Source organism: Streptomyces sp. NPDC008125 (assembly GCF_042957125.1).
In the GTDB taxonomy this organism is placed as follows: domain Bacteria; phylum Actinomycetota; class Actinomycetes; order Streptomycetales; family Streptomycetaceae; genus Streptomyces.
In genome coordinates this window covers 1-18,871 of record NZ_JBIBHR010000009.1, presented here as the reverse complement: position 1 = coordinate 18,871, position 18,871 = coordinate 1, and the positions used below count along the sequence as shown (strand labels likewise).

The window sequence follows — 18,871 nt, the reverse complement described above, 5'->3', positions numbered from 1 at the left end:
ATGACCGCAGAAATGAGCCCTGCCCGCATGCCCCGAGGCACTGGGCGAGCACGCCGTCGGTTGACCGCCGCGCTCGCCGCGACCGCGGCGTGGAGTGCCTGTATGGCCGGGCCGGCTCCGTCCGCCATGGCCCAGGACGTACAGGCGAAGCAGTGGTACCTCGACGCCATGCAGGCCGAGGAGATGTGGCAGGTCTCCACGGGCAAGGGCATCACGGTCGCGGTGATCGACTCCGGGGTGAATCCCGATACGCCGTCGCTGCGGGGCCAGGTCCTCAAGGGATGGGACGCCACCGAGGCGGACGGCGACGAGAACGACGACTACACGGGTCACGGCACCACCATGGCCGAGCTCATCGCCGGGACGGGCGACGGAGGCGGCCTGAAGGGGCTCGCACCGGACGCGGAGATCATTCCGTACCGGATCTCGGACACGGAGTTCCAGAACGACCACCACGTCAACGCCCACGACAGCGAAGACGCCATCCGCGCCGCCGCCGACAGCGACGCGCAGATCATCAGCATGTCCGTCAGTAGCGATTTCGCCCTTGACGAGGAGCGCGAGGCGGCGAAGTACGCCCTGTCGAAGGGGAAGTTGTTCTTCGCCGCCGTGGGGAACGGCGGTGCCGCGGCCAACGCGGTGCAGTATCCCGCGGCCTACCTGGAGGTCGTCGGCGTCTCCTCGGCGGATCGGACGGGAAAGGTGGCCAAGACGTCCCAGCACGGCGACTACGTGGACCTGGCCTCGCCGGGAACCAACGTCCCCGACTGGTGCGACAGCACCTTCCAGTCGTACTGCGACAGTGGAGGGACCAGCGCGGCCACGGCCATCGCCTCCGCCTCCGCCGCACTCGTCTGGTCCGCGCACCCCGACTGGACCGCGAACCAGGTCCTCCGGGTCCTCTTCGACACGGCCGGCCGGGACTGGGCCGACGACAAGGTCAGCACCTACCTCGGCCACGGGCTGATCCGCCCGTCGATGAACCTCCTCAAGCACAAGGGCGACCCCGGCGCCCCGGACGTCAGCCCGCTCACCCTGGGGAAGACGGGCGCGGCCGGCTCCACCGCCTCGCCCGCCCCCTCCGGCTCCAGCTCCTCCTCGGCCGCACCCTCCGCCTCTGCTTCAGGTTCGTCACAGCCTCAGGAGGACAAATCCGGGGACGACCCGGTTGTGGCAGGCTCCAGCGAGCCGGAGGACAGCGGCAGCAGCATCGGCCTGATCGCCTGCGCGGTGGTGGTCGTGGTCGTACTCGGCGGGGCCGTCCTCTCCTTCCTCCGCAGGCGTCGCGGCACCGTCTGACCGCGTGAGAAGGGCCGAACCGGCGACGGCCACGGCCGACGACCGTGATCGGCCGGCTCACCCATGAACTTCCGGCGAGAACCTGCCGGTCCGTAGAGAGAACCCGAAAGGAAGTCAGGTCCATGGCAGACCAGAAGGTCACAGACCACAGTCTCCTCCAGCTGGAGAACGAGCTCTCGACGCGATTCGACTCCGTCAAGGGGCAGCTGAAGACGCTCCAGGCGACGATCGACAGCGTGGAAGGCTCCTGGAAGGGCGCCGGCGCCAACGCCTTCGGCAACAAGCAGCGCGAGATCAACGAGAGCATGGCGTCGATCGGCATCCGGCTGCAGAACTTCCAGGAGGCCATCAAGGCCGCCCGCACCCTCTCCGGCAACACCGAGGACGAGGTCTCGGCCGCGCTCCGCGGCATCGACGTGGTGCCGGGTTACACAGGCGGCGACGCCCCCACGTCGAGCCTCAGCGGCTTCTGACCGCCGCGGCTGCCCGCACCGAGCGGCAGTCGTCCCGCAACCACCCCGAATCGGAGGACCACATGTCGAACACCGACGGTACGACCGTTGTCACATATTCCAGCCTGGAGGCAGCCGCTGCTTCCATCGAGCGGCAGAGCAAGCAGCTCGACGAGGACCTCGCCGCGATCAAGCGCCGCGTCGCCTCCGTCGCCGAGCTCTGGGAGGGCGAGGCCAAGAGCGCGTACGACACCGCTCAGGCCGGCTGGGACAAGGACGCCCGGTCGATCCACGACTCCCTGCAGCAGATCTCCCGCTCCGTGCGCGAGGCGTCGACCGCGTACCAGGGCGGCGACCGGAAGGCCGCGCAGAACTTCCAGTAGCGGACGCGGCGCCCCGGGGCGTGACGGCGGTACCGAGGACCTGAAGGACGGGTGTGGGCACGCGCGGGAGGTGCCCACACCCGTCCTTTCCCCTGTGTCGGCCCGCACGCGGGCGCCGAAACGGCGAACGGCGAACGGCGAACGGCGCCCCCTCCCGTGCAGGAGGGGGCGCCGTTCGCCGTCGGGGCCGGAGAAGCGGGAGGGGCTTACGGCGCCCCGTCCAACAGCCCCGTCTGCACCAGCGGGTTGCCCCGGCGCCGGGAGACGAACACGCCCCGGCCGGCGGGCATCGGCCGTGGCCGGACGCTGCCCATGATGTCGCCCTCGTTCGGGTCGCCGGAGAGCAGCAGCCCCTGGGCGCCCAGCTCCGTCATCCGCTGGATGAACGGTTCGTACGCGGCCCGGCCCGCGCCCGCCGAGTTACGGGCGATGACGAAGCGCACCCCCACGTCCCGTGCGAACGGCAGGAGTTCGGTGAGCCGGCCCAGCGGGTTGCCGCTGGACGTGGAGACCAGGTCGTAGTCGTCGACGACCACGTACACCGTCGGGCCCCGCCACCAGCTGCGGTCCCGCAGCTCCTGCGCGGTGACCGTCGCCGACGGGGTGCGCCGCTGCATGAGGTCGTACAGCGCCTCCATGTGGTGCTCCATGTTGTTGGACATGGGCACGTACTCCGCCAGGTGCGACGGCGGGGTGACGTCCAGCAGGGAGCGCCGGTTGTCGATGACGAAGAGCTTGCAGCTGTTGCCGTCGTACCGCTCCGTCAGCTGCTTGATGATCAGGCGCAGCAGGTTGGACTTCCCGGACTCGCTCTCCCCGAACACCATCAGGAACGGGTCGTGCTCGAAGTCGACGAAGACCGGCTCCAGGTTGTTCTCGTCGATGCCGAACGCGATGCCGCGGTCCGGGTGCGCGTGACCCGGCGGCAGCGCCGAGGCGGGCAGCTCGCGCGGCAGGAGGCGTACGGCCGGCGCGGGGGACGCCGTCCAGTGGCGGGCGACCTCCTGGTTCATGGCGGCGGTCGCCTCGGAGAGGTCGCTGTCGGAGTTGATGCTGTCGATGCGCGGCACCGCCGCCATGAAGTGCAGTTTCTCGGGCGTCAGGCCCCGGCCCGGCACGCCGGCGGGCACGTTGACGGCCGACTTGCGGTCCAGCTCGGAGTCCATGACGTCACCGAGCCGCAGCTCCAGCCGGTTCATCAGGTGGTCCTTGAGGTTGGCCCGCACCTCCATGGACCGCGACGCGGTGACGACGAGGTGGATGCCGTACCCGAGACCGCGTCCCGCGATGTCGAGGACGGCCGGTTCCAGCCCCTCGTAGTCGCTGCGGAAGTTGCCCCAGCCGTCGATGATCAGGAAGACGTCGCCCCACGGCTGGTCCTCCACCGTCACCTGGCCCCGCTCCCGCATGCGGCGGAAGGTGGCGATCGAGTCGATCCCCGCGCTGCGGAAGTACTCCTCGCGCCGCGTCAGGATGCCGTACACCTCGGCGACCGTACGGCGCACCCGCTCGGGGTCCAGGCGGGAGGCGATCCCGCCGACGTGCGGGAGGCCGCTGACCGACGCCATACCGCCGCCGCCGAAGTCCAGTCCGTAGATCTGCACCTCGTGCGGGGTGTGGGTGAGCGCGAAGCCCGCGATGAGCGTCCGCAGCAGCGTCGACTTGCCCGACTGCGGACCGCCGGTGATCTGCATGTGCCCGGCGGCACCGGAGAAGTCCCGGTACAGCGTGTCGCGCCGCTGCTCGAACGGCTTGTCGACCACACCGAGCGGGACGACCAGGCGCCCCGCGCCCTCGAACCCCGGCTGCGTCAGACCGCGTCCCCGCACCGGCGCGAGGCCGGGCAGCAGCTCGTCCAGCGACGGCGGGTTGTCCAGCGGCGGCAGCCACACCTGGTGCGCCGAGGCGCCCCGCCCCTCCAGACGGCGCACGATCACGTCCAGCACGGTGTCCGCGAGCGCGTCGTCCTCGGGCTTGCGGGCCTCCGGCACCTCCGGCTGCGGCTCCGGCTCCACGTACCGCACCGGAACCGGCGCCGCCGTGAACGGGACCGGCCGGCGGTCCACCGGCAGCTTCCCGCCGGGCAGCGACGCCCGCTCCGCGCCCGTCCGGTAGACCCCGGAGACGTACGCGGCCTTGAAGCGGACCATCTCGTCGGTGCCGTACTTCAGGTAGCCGGAACCCGGCACGTTCGGCAGGTGGTAGGCGTCCGGCACGCCGAGTGCCGCGCGGGACTCGCCTGCCGAGAAGGTCCGCAGACCGATCCGGTACGACAGATACGTCTCCAGCCCGCGCAGCCGGCCCTCCTCCAGGCGCTGCGAGGCCAGCAGCAGGTGCACGCCGAGCGAGCGGCCGATCCGGCCGATCTGCACGAACATCTCGATGAAGTCGGGCTTGGCGGTGAGCAGTTCGCTGAACTCGTCGATCACCAGCACCAGCGAGGGGATCGGCAGCAGCGGGGCGCCGGCCGCGCGCGCCTTCTCGTAGTCGTGGATGTTGGCGTAGTTGCCGGCGTCGCGGAGCATCTCCTGCCGCCGGTTGAGCTCACCGCGGATGGAGTCGCCCATGCGGTCCACCAGCGTCAGGTCGTCCGCCAGGTTGGTGATCACCGCGGCGACGTGCGGCATCTGCGCCATCCCCGCGAAGGTGGCACCGCCCTTGAAGTCGGCGAGCACGAAGTTCAGCGTCTCCGACGAGTGGGTGACGGCGAGCCCCAGCACCAGGGTGCGCAGCAGCTCCGACTTGCCGGACCCCGTCGCACCCACGCACAAGCCGTGCGGGCCCATGCCCTCCTGCGCGGCCTCCTTGAGGTCGAGCATGACCGGGCTGCCGTCCTCGCCGACACCGATCGGGACGCGCAGCCGCTCCGCCTGCGAGCGGGGACGCCAGGTCCTGCTCACGTCCACCGAGGAGGCGTCCCCCAGGTTCAGCAGATCGGTGAACTCCAGGTTGGCGAGGAGCGGTTCGTCGTCGTCCCCGCCCGCCGCCACGTTCAGCGGGGCCAGCTGGCGGGCCAGCGCCTCCGCGGCCTCGTAGTTCAGCAGGTCCGGCAGGCCCTCGTAGACGAGCCCGTGGCCCGACTCCAGCTGGAGCGCGTGCGGGTGGACCACCACGGACAGCCCGCCGCGGGCACCGGTCACCTCGCCCGGGACGACCTCGATGACCGTGACGCCCTGCACGCCCTCGGGGGAGGCCAGCACCGACATCGGCGGAACCGACTCGCCGTCGAGCACCACCACGATGTGCGGCTGGTCCATCAGCGGCTGCCCGCCGGCCTGGAACCGGGGACGGCCCTCGATCCGGTTCCCGAGCAGCTCCTCCAGCTCCGAGGAGCTCGTCGAGATCAGCCGGCGGCTGCCCGCACCGTCGGTGGAGTTGCGCAGCTGGACGTGCGGGAGCCACTTCGCCCACTCCCAGTGCGGGGAGGCCTGCCGGTCCGCCGCGATCGCCACGACCAGGTCCTCGGGGGAGTGCAGCGAAGCCAGCGAACCGATCAGGGCGCGGGCCGAGGAGCGCACGGAGTCCGGATCCCCGCTCACCGTCACGTGGTAGAAGGCGCGGAGCGAGACGGCCATCGGCAGCCCGTCCAGCGTCGCGTGGGTGTTGAGGAACTGCTGCATCGCCCCGGCGGTCAGCGGCTCCAGCTCGTCCACCGGCGCGGTCTGCGGGGGAACGAGCGGGGTGGCCAGCTCCTGGTTGCCCAGGCCGATGCGGACCTGCCCGAAGTCGCCGTCGGCGACCCGGCGCTCCCAGACCCTGCTGCCCTCGGCGACCAGCGCCCAGAGCTGCTCGGGCGACGGGTGCAGATAGAACTGGGCGTCACGCTGGAGGCGTGCCGTCCGCAGGACCTCGCGCCGGGTCTGCGTGAGGTACTTCAGGTAGTCGCGCCGCATGTCGGCGAGCTCCCCCTGGGTGCCCCGCCGGTGACGGACCAGCATCGAGACCGCCATCGCGACCGTCGAGGCGATCATCACCATGCCCATGATCCGCATGATCGGGTTCGGCGTCATGAAGAAGAAGACCACCGAGCCGCCCATGCCGAGCATCGGCAGCAGCTGCATCATCGCGCCCTCCTGCTGCCCGCGCGGCAGCTCCGGAGGAGATTGCAACTGCACCTCCATGTCCGGCACTTCGGAGGGCAGCGCGCGCGGAGGGCGCTTGACGACAATGTGGCTCACAACTCACCAATTCCCTTGCCGGACAGATCTGTTCCTCTCGGCGCCCCCGTGGCGACGGGCTCCGCCCGGGCAGAGATCCTACTGACGGAGAGGCCCGACGGAGAGCGGTAGGGTAGCGCGACGCGTGTACGCACCCGCGAACTACCGCCAAAAAACCGGTCATTCGGGACGGGGCGCGAAACGCGCGTCCCAGCGGAGAGACACGGCAGCGACATCGCAGCGACAGCGCAACAGAGGGGGAGCAACAGGTGACCACGACGGCCCGAGCGGCGACCACCGGACCCGGCCGAACCGGCCCCGGTGTCCCGTCCAGCAACGGAACCGGATTCTGCAGGGTGACCGTCGTCGCCCCCGACAGCCGCGTCGACGTCGCACTGCCCGAGGACGTCCCCCTCGCCGACCTCTACCCGGAGGTCCTCAGGCTCTCCGGACAGAGCCCCGCCGAGGGCGCGCCCGTCGGCTACCACCTCGTACGCCGCGACGGCGCCGTGCTCGACAGCGGACGCACCCTGTCCGCCCAGCGCATCCTCGACGGCGAGCTGCTCTCCCTGCGCCCGTTCTCCGAATCGCTGCCGCCCGCCGTGTTCGACGACGTCTCCGACGCCGTCGCGTCCGCCGTGGCCCGCGACCGCACCCTCTGGGGCGACGCCCTGATGCGCGGCTCCGGCCTCTTCGGTGGCGCGGTCCTCCTCGCCCTCCTCGGCTTCGTCCTGTGGACCGCCGACCCGCTGCACGACATGCACGGCCTGCCCGGCGTCATCGCCGCGGTCGCCGCCGTCCTGCTCCTCGCCGTCGCCGGGGTACGCGCCCGGGTGTACGAGGACCGGGGCTCGGCCGTCGCCCTCGGCACAGGAGCCCTGGTCAACGGGGCCGTCGCCGGGTCCGGGCTGCTGCCGCTCGGCGCCGGGGAGGGGATCGGCCGCCTCCAGTTCCTGCTGGCCTGCGTCGCCGTCCTCGTCGTCTCGGTGATCCTGGTGATCGTCGCCCCCACCGGCGACGGCCCCTTCGTCGCGTTCGTCTTCGCCTCGGCCGTCGGCGTGCTGGTGACCTTCGCCGCCATCCTCACCGACCTGGAGCCCACCGAGACCGCCGCCGTCTGCGCCCCGCTCTCCGTCGGGGCGCTCGGCTTCCTGCCCGGCCTCTCCACCCGCTTCGCCCGCCTCCCCATCGGCTTCGAGCCGCCCCGCACCACCAGCGGCGACTACGGCACCGGCGAGCAGGCCCCCCAGGGGCCGGTCGACGCCGTCAGGATCACCGCCCAGGCCCGGCGCGGCCACGAACTGCTGCTCGGCCTGGCCGGCGGCTGCGCCATGGTGGCGGTCGCCGGGGCGGCCGTCCTCGGCTTCTCGGCGGACGTCTTCGGGCAGCTGCTGGCACTGGCCACCGGCTGCGCCATGCTGATGCGCGCCCACCTCTTCCGCTACACCGCCCAGGTCGCCTGCGCGCTGGCCGCCGGCCTCGGCGCGCTGGTCCTGCTCGGCCTCGGACTCGCCCTGAACCCCCCGGTCGGCATCATGATCGACGCCCTGCGCGGCGACACCGCGGCGCTCGACATCCGTACGATCTGGCTCACCGCGGCCGTCGCCGCGACCGCCGCGGTGATCACCGCCATAGGGCTGATCGTGCCCCGCAAGGGGGTCACCCCGTTCTGGGGCCGCTTCCTGGAGATCGCCGAGGCGTTCGTCCTGCTGACGCTCCTGCCGCTCTGCCTCGCCGTCTTCGACGTCTACACCTCGATCCGGTCCCTGACCAGCTGAATCCGGCGCCCTGAGGGCCTCTCCCGCCCACGCGCGAGAGGGGCCGGCGAGGGCGCTGCCGCACGGCTGGTAGTCTGTGCGGTGGCCGTTTGTGTACGCGTCCCCGGTTTCACTCTGGGGGCAGCGCCCATCGGACCTTCGCCTCCGAGTCACGGAAGCTCCCCTGAGATCAAGACCAGGGGCACTCGTGGGCGCATCGAACATCAAGAGGAGTACGCGTGCCGCTCGACGCCGCTACGAAGAAGCAGATCATGTCCGAGTTCGCCCAGAAGGAGGGTGACACCGGTTCCCCCGAGGTTCAGGTCGCCATGCTCTCCCGCCGGATCTCGGACCTGACGGAGCACCTCAAGACGCACAAGCACGACCACCACTCCCGTCGTGGTCTGCTGATCCTGGTCGGCCAGCGTCGCCGCCTCCTGCAGTACCTGGCCAAGAAGGACATCCAGCGCTTCCGTGCGCTCGTCGACCGCCTCGGCATCCGCCGCGGTGCGGCCGGCGGCGCCAAGTAAGCACGCTGTGAGAGGGAGCGGTGCCCACTTCCCGGGGGCCGCTCCCTTTGCTGTACGTGCGCTACCGGGGGCAACCTCAGTAATCTGGACGTACGCACCATCGCACCACCCGCACCACCGCACGAACCGAACGTACGAGGAGAAGCGCGCTCCCGCAGCCGCCGGTCCTCGGTAGTGGCACCCGGGAAAGAACGCCCGGGGGCTTCGATCGAAGACCGGCCCGCACACCAGGCGCGCTTCTCCACGCACCGTCCTCCGCCACACGGGCGGCAGGACGAAAGACGACGAGTATGGAGAAATCACTAGTGGAGAACGAGACCCACTACGCCGAAGCCGTGATCGACAACGGCACCTTCGGCACCCGCACCATCCGCTTCGAGACGGGCCGCCTGGCCAAGCAGGCCGCCGGCTCCGCCGTCGCGTACCTGGACGACGACACCATGGTGCTGTCGGCCACCACCGCCTCCAAGCGGCCCAAGGACCAGCTCGACTTCTTCCCCCTCACGGTGGACGTCGAGGAGCGGCAGTACGCCGCCGGCAAGATCCCCGGCTCCTTCTTCCGCCGGGAGGGCCGCCCCTCCGAGGACGCGATCCTCACCTGCCGCCTGATCGACCGGCCGCTGCGCCCCTCCTTCAAGAAGGGCCTGCGCAACGAGATCCAGATCGTCGAGACGATCATGGCGCTCAACCCCGACCACCTGTACGACGTGGTCGCGATCAACGCCGCCTCCTGCTCCACGCAGCTGGCCGGCCTGCCCTTCTCCGGCCCGATCGGCGGCACCCGTGTCGCGCTGATCAAGGGCCAGTGGGTCGCCTTCCCGACGCACACCGAGCTCGAGGACGCCGTCTTCGACATGGTCGTCGCGGGCCGCGTCCTGGAGGACGGCGACGTCGCGATCATGATGGTCGAGGCCGAGGCCACCGAGAAGACCGTCCAGCTCGTCAAGGACGGCGCCGAGGCCCCCACCGAGGAGGTCGTGGCAGCCGGTCTGGAGGCCGCGAAGCCCTTCATCAAGGCCCTCTGCAAGGCGCAGTCCGAGCTGGCCGCCAAGGCCGCCAAGCCGGTCGGCGACTTCCCGGTCTTCCTCGACTACCAGGACGACGTCCTGGAGGCCCTCACCAAGGCCGTCTCCACCGAGCTGGCCAAGGCGCTCACCATCGCCGGCAAGCAGGACCGCGAGGCGGAGCTCGACCGCATCAAGGACATCGCGGCCGAGAAGCTCCTCCCGGCCTTCGAGGGCCGCGAGAAGGAGATCTCCGGTGCCTACCGCGCGCTGACCAAGAAGCTGGTCCGCGAGCGCGTCATCAAGGACAAGGTCCGCATCGACGGCCGCGGCGTCACGGACATCCGTACGCTCGCCGCCGAGGTCGAGGCCATCCCGCGCGTGCACGGCTCGGCGCTGTTCGAGCGTGGCGAGACCCAGATCCTGGGCGTCACCACCCTCAACATGCTCCGCATGGAGCAGCAGCTGGACACCCTCTCCCCGGTGACCCGCAAGCGCTACATGCACAACTACAACTTCCCGCCGTACTCCGTCGGCGAGACCGGCCGCGTGGGCTCGCCCAAGCGCCGCGAGATCGGCCACGGCGCGCTCGCCGAGCGCGCCATCGTCCCGGTCCTGCCGTCGCGCGAGGAGTTCCCCTACGCGATCCGCCAGGTCTCCGAGGCGCTGGGCTCCAACGGCTCCACCTCCATGGGCTCGGTCTGCGCCTCGACCATGTCGCTGCTGAACGCCGGTGTGCCCCTCAAGGCCGCCGTCGCCGGTATCGCCATGGGCCTCATCTCCCAGGAGATCGACGGCAAGACCCACTACGTCGCCCTCACCGACATCCTCGGTGCGGAGGACGCCTTCGGCGACATGGACTTCAAGGTCGCCGGTACGAAGCAGTTCGTGACCGCGCTCCAGCTCGACACCAAGCTCGACGGCATCCCCGCCTCGGTCCTGGCCGCCGCGCTGAAGCAGGCCCGTGACGCGCGTCTGCACATCCTGGACGTCATGAACGAGGCCATCGACGTCCCGGACGAGATGTCCCCGAACGCCCCGCGGATCATCACCGTCAAGATCCCGGTGGACAAGATCGGTGAGGTCATCGGCCCCAAGGGCAAGATGATCAACCAGATCCAGGAGGACACCGGCGCCGACATCACGATCGAGGACGACGGCACCATCTACATCGGTGCCCAGCAGGGCTCGCAGGCCGAGGCCGCCCGCGCCACGATCAACGCCATCGCCAACCCGACCATGCCGGAGGTCGGCGAGCGGTACCTGGGTACGGTCGTCAAGACCACCACCTTCGGTGCCTTCGTCTCCCTCATGCCCGGCAAGGACGGTCTGCTGCACATCTCGCAGATCCGCAAGCTGGCCGGTGGCAAGCGCGTGGAGAACGTCGAGGACGTGCTCGGCGTCGGCGCCAAGGTGCAGGTCGAGATCGCCGAGATCGACTCCCGCGGCAAGCTCTCCCTGATCCCGGTCGTCGAGGGTGAAGAAGACGAGAAGGACGACGCCTCCAAGTGACGTCCCGTAGTTCCGTGACGACGGCCCGCGCCTCCTCGAAGGCGCGGGCCGTCGCCCGTACCCAAACGCTTCTCAAGGGCACCAACGGCATCGGCACGGTCCGCCGTACGGTGCTCCCCGGCGGTCTCCGTGTCGTCACCGAGACCCTGCCCTCCGTACGCTCCGCCACCTTCGGGATCTGGGCCAACGTCGGCTCGCGCGACGAGACACCCACCCTGAACGGCGCGACCCACTACCTCGAACACCTCCTCTTCAAGGGCACCGGCCGGCGCAGCGCCCTGGACATCTCCTCCGCGATCGACGCGGTCGGCGGCGAGATGAACGCCTTCACGGCGAAGGAGTACACCTGCTACTACGCGCGGGTCCTCGACACCGACCTGCCGCTCGCCATCGACGTCGTCTGCGACATGCTGACCGGCTCGCTGATCAACGCCGAGGACGTCGATGCCGAGCGCGGAGTCATCCTCGAAGAGATCGCGATGACGGAGGACGACCCGGGCGACTGCGTGCACGACCTGTTCGCGCACACCATGTTCGGCGACACCCCCCTCGGCCGCCCGGTCCTCGGCACCGTCGACACGATCAACGCGCTGGACCGCGGGCAGATCGCCCGCTTCTACAGGAAGCACTACGACCCCAGGCACCTGGTCGTCGCCGCCGCGGGCAACGTCGACCACGCCACGGTCGTACGCCAGGTCCGCAAGGCCTTCGACCGGGCCGGCGCGCTCTCGCGCACCGACGCCGAGCCGATGGCTCCCCGCGACGGCTCCCGTATCCTGCGCACCGCCGGCAAGGTCGAGGTCGTGAACCGCAAGACCGAACAGGCACACGTCGTCCTCGGTATGCCGGGCCTGGCCCGTACCGACGAACGCCGCTGGGCGCTCGGCGTGCTCAACACCGCCCTGGGCGGCGGCATGAGCTCGCGCCTCTTCCAGGAGGTGCGCGAGAAGCGCGGCCTGGCCTACAGCGTGTACTCGTACACCTCGGGCTTCGCCGACTGCGGCCTCTTCGGCGTGTACGCGGGCTGCCGCCCGAGCCAGGTCCACGACGTCCTCAAGATCTGCCGCGACGAGCTCGACCGGGCGGCGACCGAGGGTCTGCCCGACGACGAGATCGCCCGGGCCATCGGGCAGCTCTCCGGGTCCACGGTCCTCGGCCTGGAGGACACCGGCGCGCTGATGAACCGCATCGGCAAGAGCGAGCTCTGCTGGGGCGAGCAGATGTCGGTCGACGCGATGCTGGCGGAGATCGCGGCGGTCACGCCCGACGACGTCCGCGCCGTCGCCGCCGACCTCCTCGGCCGGCGTCCCTCGCTCTCCGTCATCGGCCCGCTCAAGGACAAGCAGGCGGACCGCCTCCACCACGCCGTGTCCTGAAGACCGTCCCGGGCCGCTCCGACGGCCCGTACCCACTCCGTTCGATCAAGGAAGCAGAGCACATGAGCAAGCTGCGTGTGGCCGTCGTCGGCGCCAAGGGCCGCATCGGATCGGAAGCGGTACGGGCCGTCGAGGCAGCCGAGGACCTGGAGCTGGTGGCCGCCCTCGGCCGGGGCGACGCGCTGGAGGCCCTCACGGAGGCCGCCGCCGAGGTCGTGGTGGAACTCACCAACCCCGACGCGGTGATGGACAACCTGGAGTTCTGCGTACGGAACGGCATCCACGCCGTCGTCGGCACCACCGGCTGGACCGACGACCGCCTCGCGCGGCTCACCGGCTGGCTGGACGGTTCCCCGGAGACCGGCGTGCTCATCGCGCCGAACTTCTCCATCGGCGCCGTCCTCACCATGAAGTTCGCCCAGGCCGCGGCCCCCTGGTTCGAGTCGGTCGAGGTCATCGAGCTCCACCACCCGAACAAGATCGACGCGCCCTCCGGCACCGCGACCCGGACGGCCCAGCTCATCGCCGCCGCCCGCGCCGAGGCCGGACTCGGGCCGCAGCCGGACGCCACCGCGACCGGTCCAAAGGGGGCCCGGGGCGCCGACGTGGACGGTGTCCCCGTGCACTCCGTACGGCTGCGCGGGCTTCTCGCGCACCAGGAGGTGCTGCTCGGCGGCGAGGGCGAGACCTTCACCCTGCGCCACGACTCCCTGCACCACAGCAGCTTCATGCCCGGCATCCTGCTGGGAACCCGCCGCGTGGTCACCACCCCCGGACTCACGTTCGGGCTGGAACACTTCCTCGATCTGAACTGACGGTCCCCGCCATGCGCGCAAAGATCTCGTACATCGTCACCGCCGCCGTCCTGGTCTTCTACTTCGTCCTGGCCGGCAGCCGGGGTCTGCTCCTCATCCGGCACGGCACGCCGATCACGGTCACCTTCGGGGTGGCCGTGCTCGTCCTGCCGGTGATCGGCATCTGGTTCCTCTGGAAGAACACCCAGTTCGTCCGGCGGGCCAACGCCCTCGCCGCGGAGCTGGAGGCCGAGGGCGGACTTCCGGTCGACGAACTCGTCCGCACCCCGTCCGGCCGGATCGACCGGGATTCCGCCGACGCCGTCTTCGCCCGCCGCAAGGAGGAGACCGAGGACGCGCCGGACGACTGGCGCTGCTGGTTCCGGCTGGCCGTCGCCTACCAGGACGCCCGCGACACGCCCAGGGCGCGCAAGGCGATGCAGCGGGCCATCGCCCTGCACGCACACAAGCCGGTACGCGCCGCCTGACCATTCCCGTCGGGCGACGCGTACCGGCTTGCTGACCCCGGATCACCGGGGGTGGTGCTGGACCGCCCCGAACGGGGAGAACGGGCAGCGGCGCGTCAGCGCCGGTACTCGTCCGCCCACGCCTCGATGGCGTCGGTGGCCCGGTCGAACGCCTCGGACCTGGACAGGAAGTCCGCGTCGTGGTCCGTCATCAGCGGCGGCAGCGAGCCGGCGCCCCGACGGGCCACGACCAGGGCCTGACCCTGCACGGTGCGGGGCATTCCGAGCCACTTCACCGGCTGCTGGACCGTACGGACCGTGCCGGTCCGGCTCCACGCCACCGTGGTGGTGCGGAAGAAGCCGACACGGCGTACACCGTGCCGGCTCACCCAGGCGCCGACACGCAGCAGCCGCAGTGCGCAGGCGATCACCGCCGCGGCGAGCGTCATGCAGAGCAGTGCGCCCGAAGGCTCACCGGCCACACCGATGATCACCGCTGCGAACAGGACGAACGACGACAGCAGCAGCAGCCCCGCCGCCGCCGAGACCCGCCAGGGTCCGGGACGGTAGGGCCGTCGCCAGTTGTCGTGGTCGTCGAACGGCAGCGCGACGTCCTCCGCACCCGCGTCGAACGCGCGGTCGGCCGTCAGGAAGGGCAGGGGCACGACTGATCCTCACTCACAAGCACGCTCGTTGTTGCTGTGCCCGGTGAGGCTACCGACGGGTTCCCGCTGCTACCACCCCAGGGGGCCGTACGAGTCAGCGCTCCTGGGACGCTTCGGACCTCTGGTGGTGCGCGGGTGCCTGACCGGGGTCGAGGGCGGGCAGCCCGAAGAGGAGCGAGCCCACGAGGCCCGCGACCACGACCAGCCCCACGAGCGAGCGGCCGGCCACCTCGGAGACGCTGGCGCGCTCCCGGGGCGGCGGAGTGACATTGCTGCGGAACCGCTCGGCCTCGGCTACGAACGAGAACGGGACGGATTCACGCCGGCGGAACATGAGGAAAATCTCCTTCGGACTGTGGTGAAGGTGCTTCTGAAGTGTCAGACGCGCGGAACGCCGGATCGGTGCCCCCCGGTGCGGGCCCTTCGGAGTTTTCCCCGGGCCGAGCCCTCTACGCGGCCCCGTAGAGTGGACGCCGCCCGAGCGAAGCAATTGGAAGGACCCCGCCGGTGACCGACACCCCCGAGCCCGCGAAGCCCAGTTTCCGCAGCGATGTCACCGTTGAACTGGTGAAACACGCCGCAGGCGATGCCGACGTCCTGTTCGCCGCCCGCGTCTCGACCGCGGGGGAGCAGTCGTTGGAGGAGGTCACCAAGGATCCGGAGCGTTCCAAGGGTCTCATCAATTATCTGATGCGCGACCGTCACGGCAGCCCTTTCGAGCACAACTCGATGACGTTCTTCATCAGTGCCCCGATCTTCGTGTTCCGTGAGTTCATGCGGCACCGGGTCGGGTGGTCGTACAACGAGGAATCGGGCCGCTACCGGGAGCTCCAGCCCGTCTTCTACGTCCCCGGAGAATCCCGCAAGCTCGTCCAGCAGGGCCGCCCCGGCAAGTACGAGTTCGTCGACGGCACCGCCGAGCAGGCGGAGCTCACGGGGCGCGCCATGGAGGACTCGTACCGCCAGGCGTACGACGCCTACCAGGAGATGCTCGCCGCCGGCGTCGCCCGCGAGGTGGCCCGGGCCGTCCTGCCCGTCGGCCTCTTCTCGTCGATGTACGCCACCTGCAACGCGCGCTCGCTGATGCACTTCCTCGGCCTGCGCACCCAGCACGAGCTGGCGACCGTCCCGTCGTTCCCGCAGCGCGAGATCGAGATGGTCGGCGAGCAGATGGAGGAGCACTGGGCGCGCCTCATGCCGCTCACTCATGCCGCCTTCAACAAAAACGGACGGGTAGCCCCGTAGGCGGTGTCCGTATTGCGGCCTTTCGTGAAGTTCATCTAGGCTGATCAAACGGACCCGGCACTGCTTGAACCCCCGAGCAGGCAGTGCCGGGTTCCAAGATCGACGTCCCCCGAGGGGACATCCCGGGCCGAGCAACGAGTAGCGTGTTACCCATGGCTCCGATCTCCACTCCGCAGACCCCCTTCGGGCGGGTCCTCACCGCTATGGTCACGCCCTTCACGGCGGACGGCGCACTCGACCTCGACGGCGCCCAGCGGCTCGCGACCCATCTGGTGGACGCCGGGAACGACGGCCTCGTCGTCAACGGCACCACCGGCGAGTCGCCCACCACCAGTGACGCGGAGAAAGACCAGCTCGTACGAGCCGTCATCGAAGCGGTCGGCGACCGGGCCCTCGTCGTCGCCGGCATCGGCACCAATGACACCCGTCACAGCGTCGAACTCGCCCGCACGGCCGAGCACGCCGGAGCCCACGGACTCCTCGCGGTGACCCCGTACTACAACAAGCCGCCGCAGGAGGGCCTGCGCCGGCACTTCACCGCGATCGCCGACTCCACCGGCCTGCCCGTGATGCTGTACGACATCCCCGGGCGCAGCGGCGTGCCGATCGAGACCGAGACCCTCGTCCGGCTCGCGGAGCACCCGAGGATCGTGGCCAACAAGGACGCCAAGGGCGACCTCGGCCGCGCCGGCTGGGCCATCGCACGCTCCGGCCTCGCCTGGTACAGCGGCGACGACATGCTCAACCTCCCGCTGCTCTCGGTGGGCGCGGTGGGTGTCGTCTCCGTCGTCGGCCACTTCGTCACCCCGGACCTGCGCGCGCTGGTCGACGCCTACTCCGGCGGCGACGTCCAGAAGGCCAAGGAGATCCACCAGAAGCTGCTCCCGGTCTTCACCGGGGTGTTCCGCACCCAGGGCGTCATCACCACGAAGGCCGCCCTCACCCTCCAGGGCCTCCCGGCCGGCCCGCTGCGCCTCCCGCTGGTGGAACTCACCGCGCAGGAGACGGCGCAGCTCAAGGTCGACCTGGCCGCCGGTGGGGTAGAGCTGTAACCACAGACTTCACAACTGAATACGCGAGACACCTCGCTGCGCGAGGACAGCTCGCACGCGTTCATCCCCTGACAACAGCAAGTGCACGAATGACACACGCGCCACGTGCCCAAGCGGTACGTGGCGTGCGTGGTAAGGAGAGTCTTTTGAGTCATCCGCATCCCGAACTCGGTACGCCGCCGAAGCTCCCGAAGGGCGCCCTGAGGGTCACCCCCCTCGGCGGCCTCGGAGAGATCGGCCGCAACATGACGGTCTTCGAGTACGGCGGCCGCCTGCTCATCGTCGACTGCGGCGTCCTCTTCCCCGAGGAGGAGCAGCCGGGCATCGACCTGATCCTGCCGGACTTCACGACGATCCGGGACCGCCTGGACGACGTGGAGGGCATCGTCCTCACACACGGCCACGAGGACCACATCGGCGGCGTGCCCTACCTGCTGCGCCTGAAGCCGGACATCCCGCTGATCGGCTCCAAGCTCACGCTCGCGCTGATCGAGGCGAAGCTCCAGGAGCACCGCATCCGCCCGTACACCCTGGAGGTCGTCGAGGGTCAGAGCGAGCGCATCGGTGTCTTCGACTGCGAGTTCATCGCGGTCAACCACTCGATCCCGGACGCCCTCGCGGTCGCGATCCGCACCCCCGCGGGCATGGCGGTGGCCACCGGCGACTTCAAGATGGACCAGCTCCCGCTGGACGGCCGGCTCACCGACCTGCACGCGTTCGCGCGGCTCAGCGAGGAGGGCATCGACCTTCTCCTCGCCGACTCGACCAACGCCGAGGTCCCCGGGTTCGTCCCGCCGGAGAAGGACATCTCCAACGTTCTGCGCACGGTCTTCGCCAACGCCGACAAGCGGATCATCGTGGCGAGCTTCGCCAGCCACGTCCACCGCATCCAGCAGATCCTGGACGCGGCCCACGAGTACGGCCGCCGCGTCGCCTTCGTCGGCCGCTCGATGGTGCGCAACATGGGCATCGCCCGCGACCTGGGCTACCTCAAGGTGCCGGCCGGGCTCGTCGTCGACGTCAAGACGCTCGACGACCTCCCGGACGACGAGGTGGTGCTGGTCTGCACGGGTTCGCAGGGCGAGCCCATGGCCGCGCTGTCGCGCATGGCCAACCGCGACCACCAGATCCGTATCGTCCAGGGCGACACGGTCATCCTCGCCTCGTCGCTCATCCCGGGCAACGAGAACGCGGTCTACCGCGTGATCAACGGCCTCACCCGCTGGGGCGCCAACGTCGTCCACAAGGGCAACGCCAAGGTGCACGTCTCGGGTCACGCCTCGGCCGGTGAGCTGCTGTACTTCTACAACATCTGCAAGCCGAAGAACCTGATGCCCGTGCACGGCGAATGGCGCCACCTGCGGGCCAACGCCGAACTGGGCGCGCTGACGGGTGTCCCCAAGGACCACATCGTCATCGCGGAGGACGGTGTGGTCGTCGACCTCATCGACGGCAAGGCGAAGATCGTCGGCAAGGTCCAGGCCGGATACGTCTACGTGGACGGCCTCTCCGTCGGCGACGTCACCGAGACCTCCCTCAAGGACCGCCGCATCCTCGGCGACGAGGGCATCATCTCGGTCTTCATCGTGGTCGACACCAATTCCGGCAAGATCGTGGGCGGCCCCCACATCCAGGCCCGGGGCTCCGGTATCGACGACGCGGCGTTCATCGCCGTCGTGCCGAAGATCGAGGAAGCTCTCAACAAGTCGGCCCAGGACGGCGTCATGGAGCCGCACCAGCTCCAGCAGCTGATCCGCCGCTCGGTGGGCAAGTGGGTCTCCGACACCTACCGCCGGCGCCCGATGATCCTCCCGGTGGTCGTCGAGGTCTGATCCTCACCGACCGTCCGACCGGAGCGGGGTGCCTCGATTTGCATCGAGGCACCCCGCTCCAGTACGTTTGGCTCTCCGCCGAACGGGAAGCAGCGCGCGTACTTGTGCGCGGAGGCCACCCGGATCGGAGCGGAAAAATCCGACTCAGAATCTCTGATAAAATCGGATTAGCCGAAAGGCAAAGGCCCCCGACGGGCCGCCGGAATTACTTATCGGACCGGAAACGGAACGAAAAAGAGTCTGGTAGAGTCGGACTCGCCGGAAAGGGAAACGCGAAAGCGAAGAACTGGAAAGCGAAAATTGCTTGACCCGCTTCGACCGGGAATCGGACAGATAAGAGTCTGAT

Annotated in this window: 15 protein-coding genes; 12 read left to right on the top strand and 3 right to left on the bottom strand. The window is 69.9% G+C overall.

What is annotated here, in order from left to right:
- The first annotated feature begins 27 nt into the window (after positions 1–27).
- The 3 genes from ACFZAX_RS16865 to ACFZAX_RS16855 all read left to right on the top strand — a co-directional run bounded on the left by ACFZAX_RS16865 (position 28) and on the right by ACFZAX_RS16855 (position 2,134).
- A complete protein-coding gene (locus tag ACFZAX_RS16865; protein ID WP_390962325.1) occupies positions 28–1,299 on the top strand; it encodes a S8 family serine peptidase in 1,272 nt (423 codons plus the stop codon).
- 122 nt (positions 1,300–1,421) lie between these two features.
- Complete coding sequence (locus ACFZAX_RS16860; RefSeq protein WP_390962324.1) at positions 1,422–1,772, top strand: WXG100 family type VII secretion target; 351 nt, start codon at positions 1,422–1,424, stop codon at positions 1,770–1,772.
- A 62-nt stretch (positions 1,773–1,834) separates the two neighbouring features.
- Positions 1,835–2,134, top strand: a complete 300-nt coding sequence (locus tag ACFZAX_RS16855) for a WXG100 family type VII secretion target (protein WP_390962323.1) — start codon at positions 1,835–1,837, stop codon at positions 2,132–2,134.
- A 206-nt stretch (positions 2,135–2,340) separates the two neighbouring features.
- Here ACFZAX_RS16855 and eccCa read toward each other — a convergent pair whose 3' ends face one another.
- Positions 2,341–6,312, bottom strand: coding sequence for a type VII secretion protein EccCa (eccCa, locus tag ACFZAX_RS16850; RefSeq protein ID WP_390962321.1), 3,972 nt, complete (start codon positions 6,310–6,312; stop codon positions 2,341–2,343).
- Between the two features lie 248 nt (positions 6,313–6,560).
- Between eccCa and eccD the strand changes: the two genes are divergently transcribed.
- The 6 genes from eccD to ACFZAX_RS16820 all read left to right on the top strand — a co-directional run bounded on the left by eccD (position 6,561) and on the right by ACFZAX_RS16820 (position 13,752).
- Positions 6,561–8,069 carry a type VII secretion integral membrane protein EccD gene (eccD, locus tag ACFZAX_RS16845; RefSeq protein ID WP_390962319.1) on the top strand — a complete coding sequence of 503 codons (1,509 nt, stop codon included), beginning with the start codon at positions 6,561–6,563 and terminating at the stop codon, positions 8,067–8,069.
- 218 nt (positions 8,070–8,287) lie between these two features.
- Positions 8,288–8,578 (top strand): 30S ribosomal protein S15, encoded by a 291-nt coding sequence (gene rpsO / locus ACFZAX_RS16840; protein ID WP_003965855.1) that lies wholly within the window; start codon positions 8,288–8,290, stop codon positions 8,576–8,578.
- A gap of 305 nt (positions 8,579–8,883) precedes the next feature.
- The gene (locus tag ACFZAX_RS16835) at positions 8,884–11,094 is read left to right on the top strand and encodes a polyribonucleotide nucleotidyltransferase (protein ID WP_390962592.1); all 2,211 of its coding nucleotides are present in this window, start codon (positions 8,884–8,886) and stop codon (positions 11,092–11,094) included.
- On the top strand, positions 11,091–12,470 hold the full coding sequence (locus ACFZAX_RS16830; RefSeq protein WP_390962318.1) for an insulinase family protein: 1,380 nt from the start codon (positions 11,091–11,093) through the stop codon (positions 12,468–12,470). Before ACFZAX_RS16835 ends, ACFZAX_RS16830 begins: the two co-directional genes overlap by 4 nt.
- A 62-nt stretch (positions 12,471–12,532) precedes the next feature.
- Positions 12,533–13,285 carry a 4-hydroxy-tetrahydrodipicolinate reductase gene (dapB, locus tag ACFZAX_RS16825; protein ID WP_390962317.1) on the top strand — a complete coding sequence of 251 codons (753 nt, stop codon included), beginning with the start codon at positions 12,533–12,535 and terminating at the stop codon, positions 13,283–13,285.
- An 11-nt stretch (positions 13,286–13,296) separates the two neighbouring features.
- Complete coding sequence (locus ACFZAX_RS16820) at positions 13,297–13,752, top strand: hypothetical protein (protein ID WP_390962316.1); 456 nt, start codon at positions 13,297–13,299, stop codon at positions 13,750–13,752.
- Positions 13,753–13,847: 95 nt separating this feature from the next.
- On the opposite strand, the gene ACFZAX_RS16815 is transcribed toward ACFZAX_RS16820, so the two are convergent.
- Together ACFZAX_RS16815 and ACFZAX_RS16810 are read right to left on the bottom strand one after the other, a co-directional pair.
- Positions 13,848–14,396 carry a hypothetical protein gene (locus tag ACFZAX_RS16815; RefSeq protein WP_390962315.1) on the bottom strand — a complete coding sequence of 183 codons (549 nt, stop codon included), beginning with the start codon at positions 14,394–14,396 and terminating at the stop codon, positions 13,848–13,850.
- 94 nt (positions 14,397–14,490) lie between these two features.
- The gene (locus ACFZAX_RS16810; RefSeq protein WP_390962314.1) at positions 14,491–14,730 is read right to left on the bottom strand and encodes a hypothetical protein; all 240 of its coding nucleotides are present in this window, start codon (positions 14,728–14,730) and stop codon (positions 14,491–14,493) included.
- Positions 14,731–14,903: 173 nt separating this feature from the next.
- Between ACFZAX_RS16810 and thyX the strand changes: the two genes are divergently transcribed.
- The 3 genes from thyX to ACFZAX_RS16795 all read left to right on the top strand — a co-directional run bounded on the left by thyX (position 14,904) and on the right by ACFZAX_RS16795 (position 18,525).
- A complete protein-coding gene (thyX, locus tag ACFZAX_RS16805) occupies positions 14,904–15,641 on the top strand; it encodes an FAD-dependent thymidylate synthase (RefSeq protein ID WP_390962313.1) in 738 nt (245 codons plus the stop codon).
- A 152-nt stretch (positions 15,642–15,793) separates the two neighbouring features.
- On the top strand, positions 15,794–16,693 hold the full coding sequence (gene dapA, locus ACFZAX_RS16800; protein WP_390962312.1) for a 4-hydroxy-tetrahydrodipicolinate synthase: 900 nt from the start codon (positions 15,794–15,796) through the stop codon (positions 16,691–16,693).
- A 146-nt stretch (positions 16,694–16,839) separates the two neighbouring features.
- Positions 16,840–18,525 (top strand): RNase J family beta-CASP ribonuclease, encoded by a 1,686-nt coding sequence (locus ACFZAX_RS16795; protein WP_390962311.1) that lies wholly within the window; start codon positions 16,840–16,842, stop codon positions 18,523–18,525.
- Positions 18,526–18,871 lie beyond the last annotated feature (346 nt).

Excerpts from the sequence above, each read along its gene's own strand:
- ACFZAX_RS16865 (WP_390962325.1), top strand. The coding sequence starts at position 28 with ATGCCCCGAGGCACTGGGCGAGCACGCCGTCGGTTGACCGCCGCGCTC.
- ACFZAX_RS16860 (WP_390962324.1), top strand. The coding sequence starts at position 1,422 with ATGGCAGACCAGAAGGTCACAGACCACAGTCTCCTCCAGCTGGAGAAC.
- ACFZAX_RS16855 (WP_390962323.1), top strand. The coding sequence starts at position 1,835 with ATGTCGAACACCGACGGTACGACCGTTGTCACATATTCCAGCCTGGAG.
- dapB (WP_390962317.1), top strand. The coding sequence starts at position 12,533 with ATGAGCAAGCTGCGTGTGGCCGTCGTCGGCGCCAAGGGCCGCATCGGA.
- ACFZAX_RS16820 (WP_390962316.1), top strand. The coding sequence starts at position 13,297 with ATGCGCGCAAAGATCTCGTACATCGTCACCGCCGCCGTCCTGGTCTTC.
- ACFZAX_RS16810 (WP_390962314.1), bottom strand. The coding sequence starts at position 14,730 with ATGTTCCGCCGGCGTGAATCCGTCCCGTTCTCGTTCGTAGCCGAGGCC.
- dapA (WP_390962312.1), top strand. The coding sequence starts at position 15,794 with ATGGCTCCGATCTCCACTCCGCAGACCCCCTTCGGGCGGGTCCTCACC.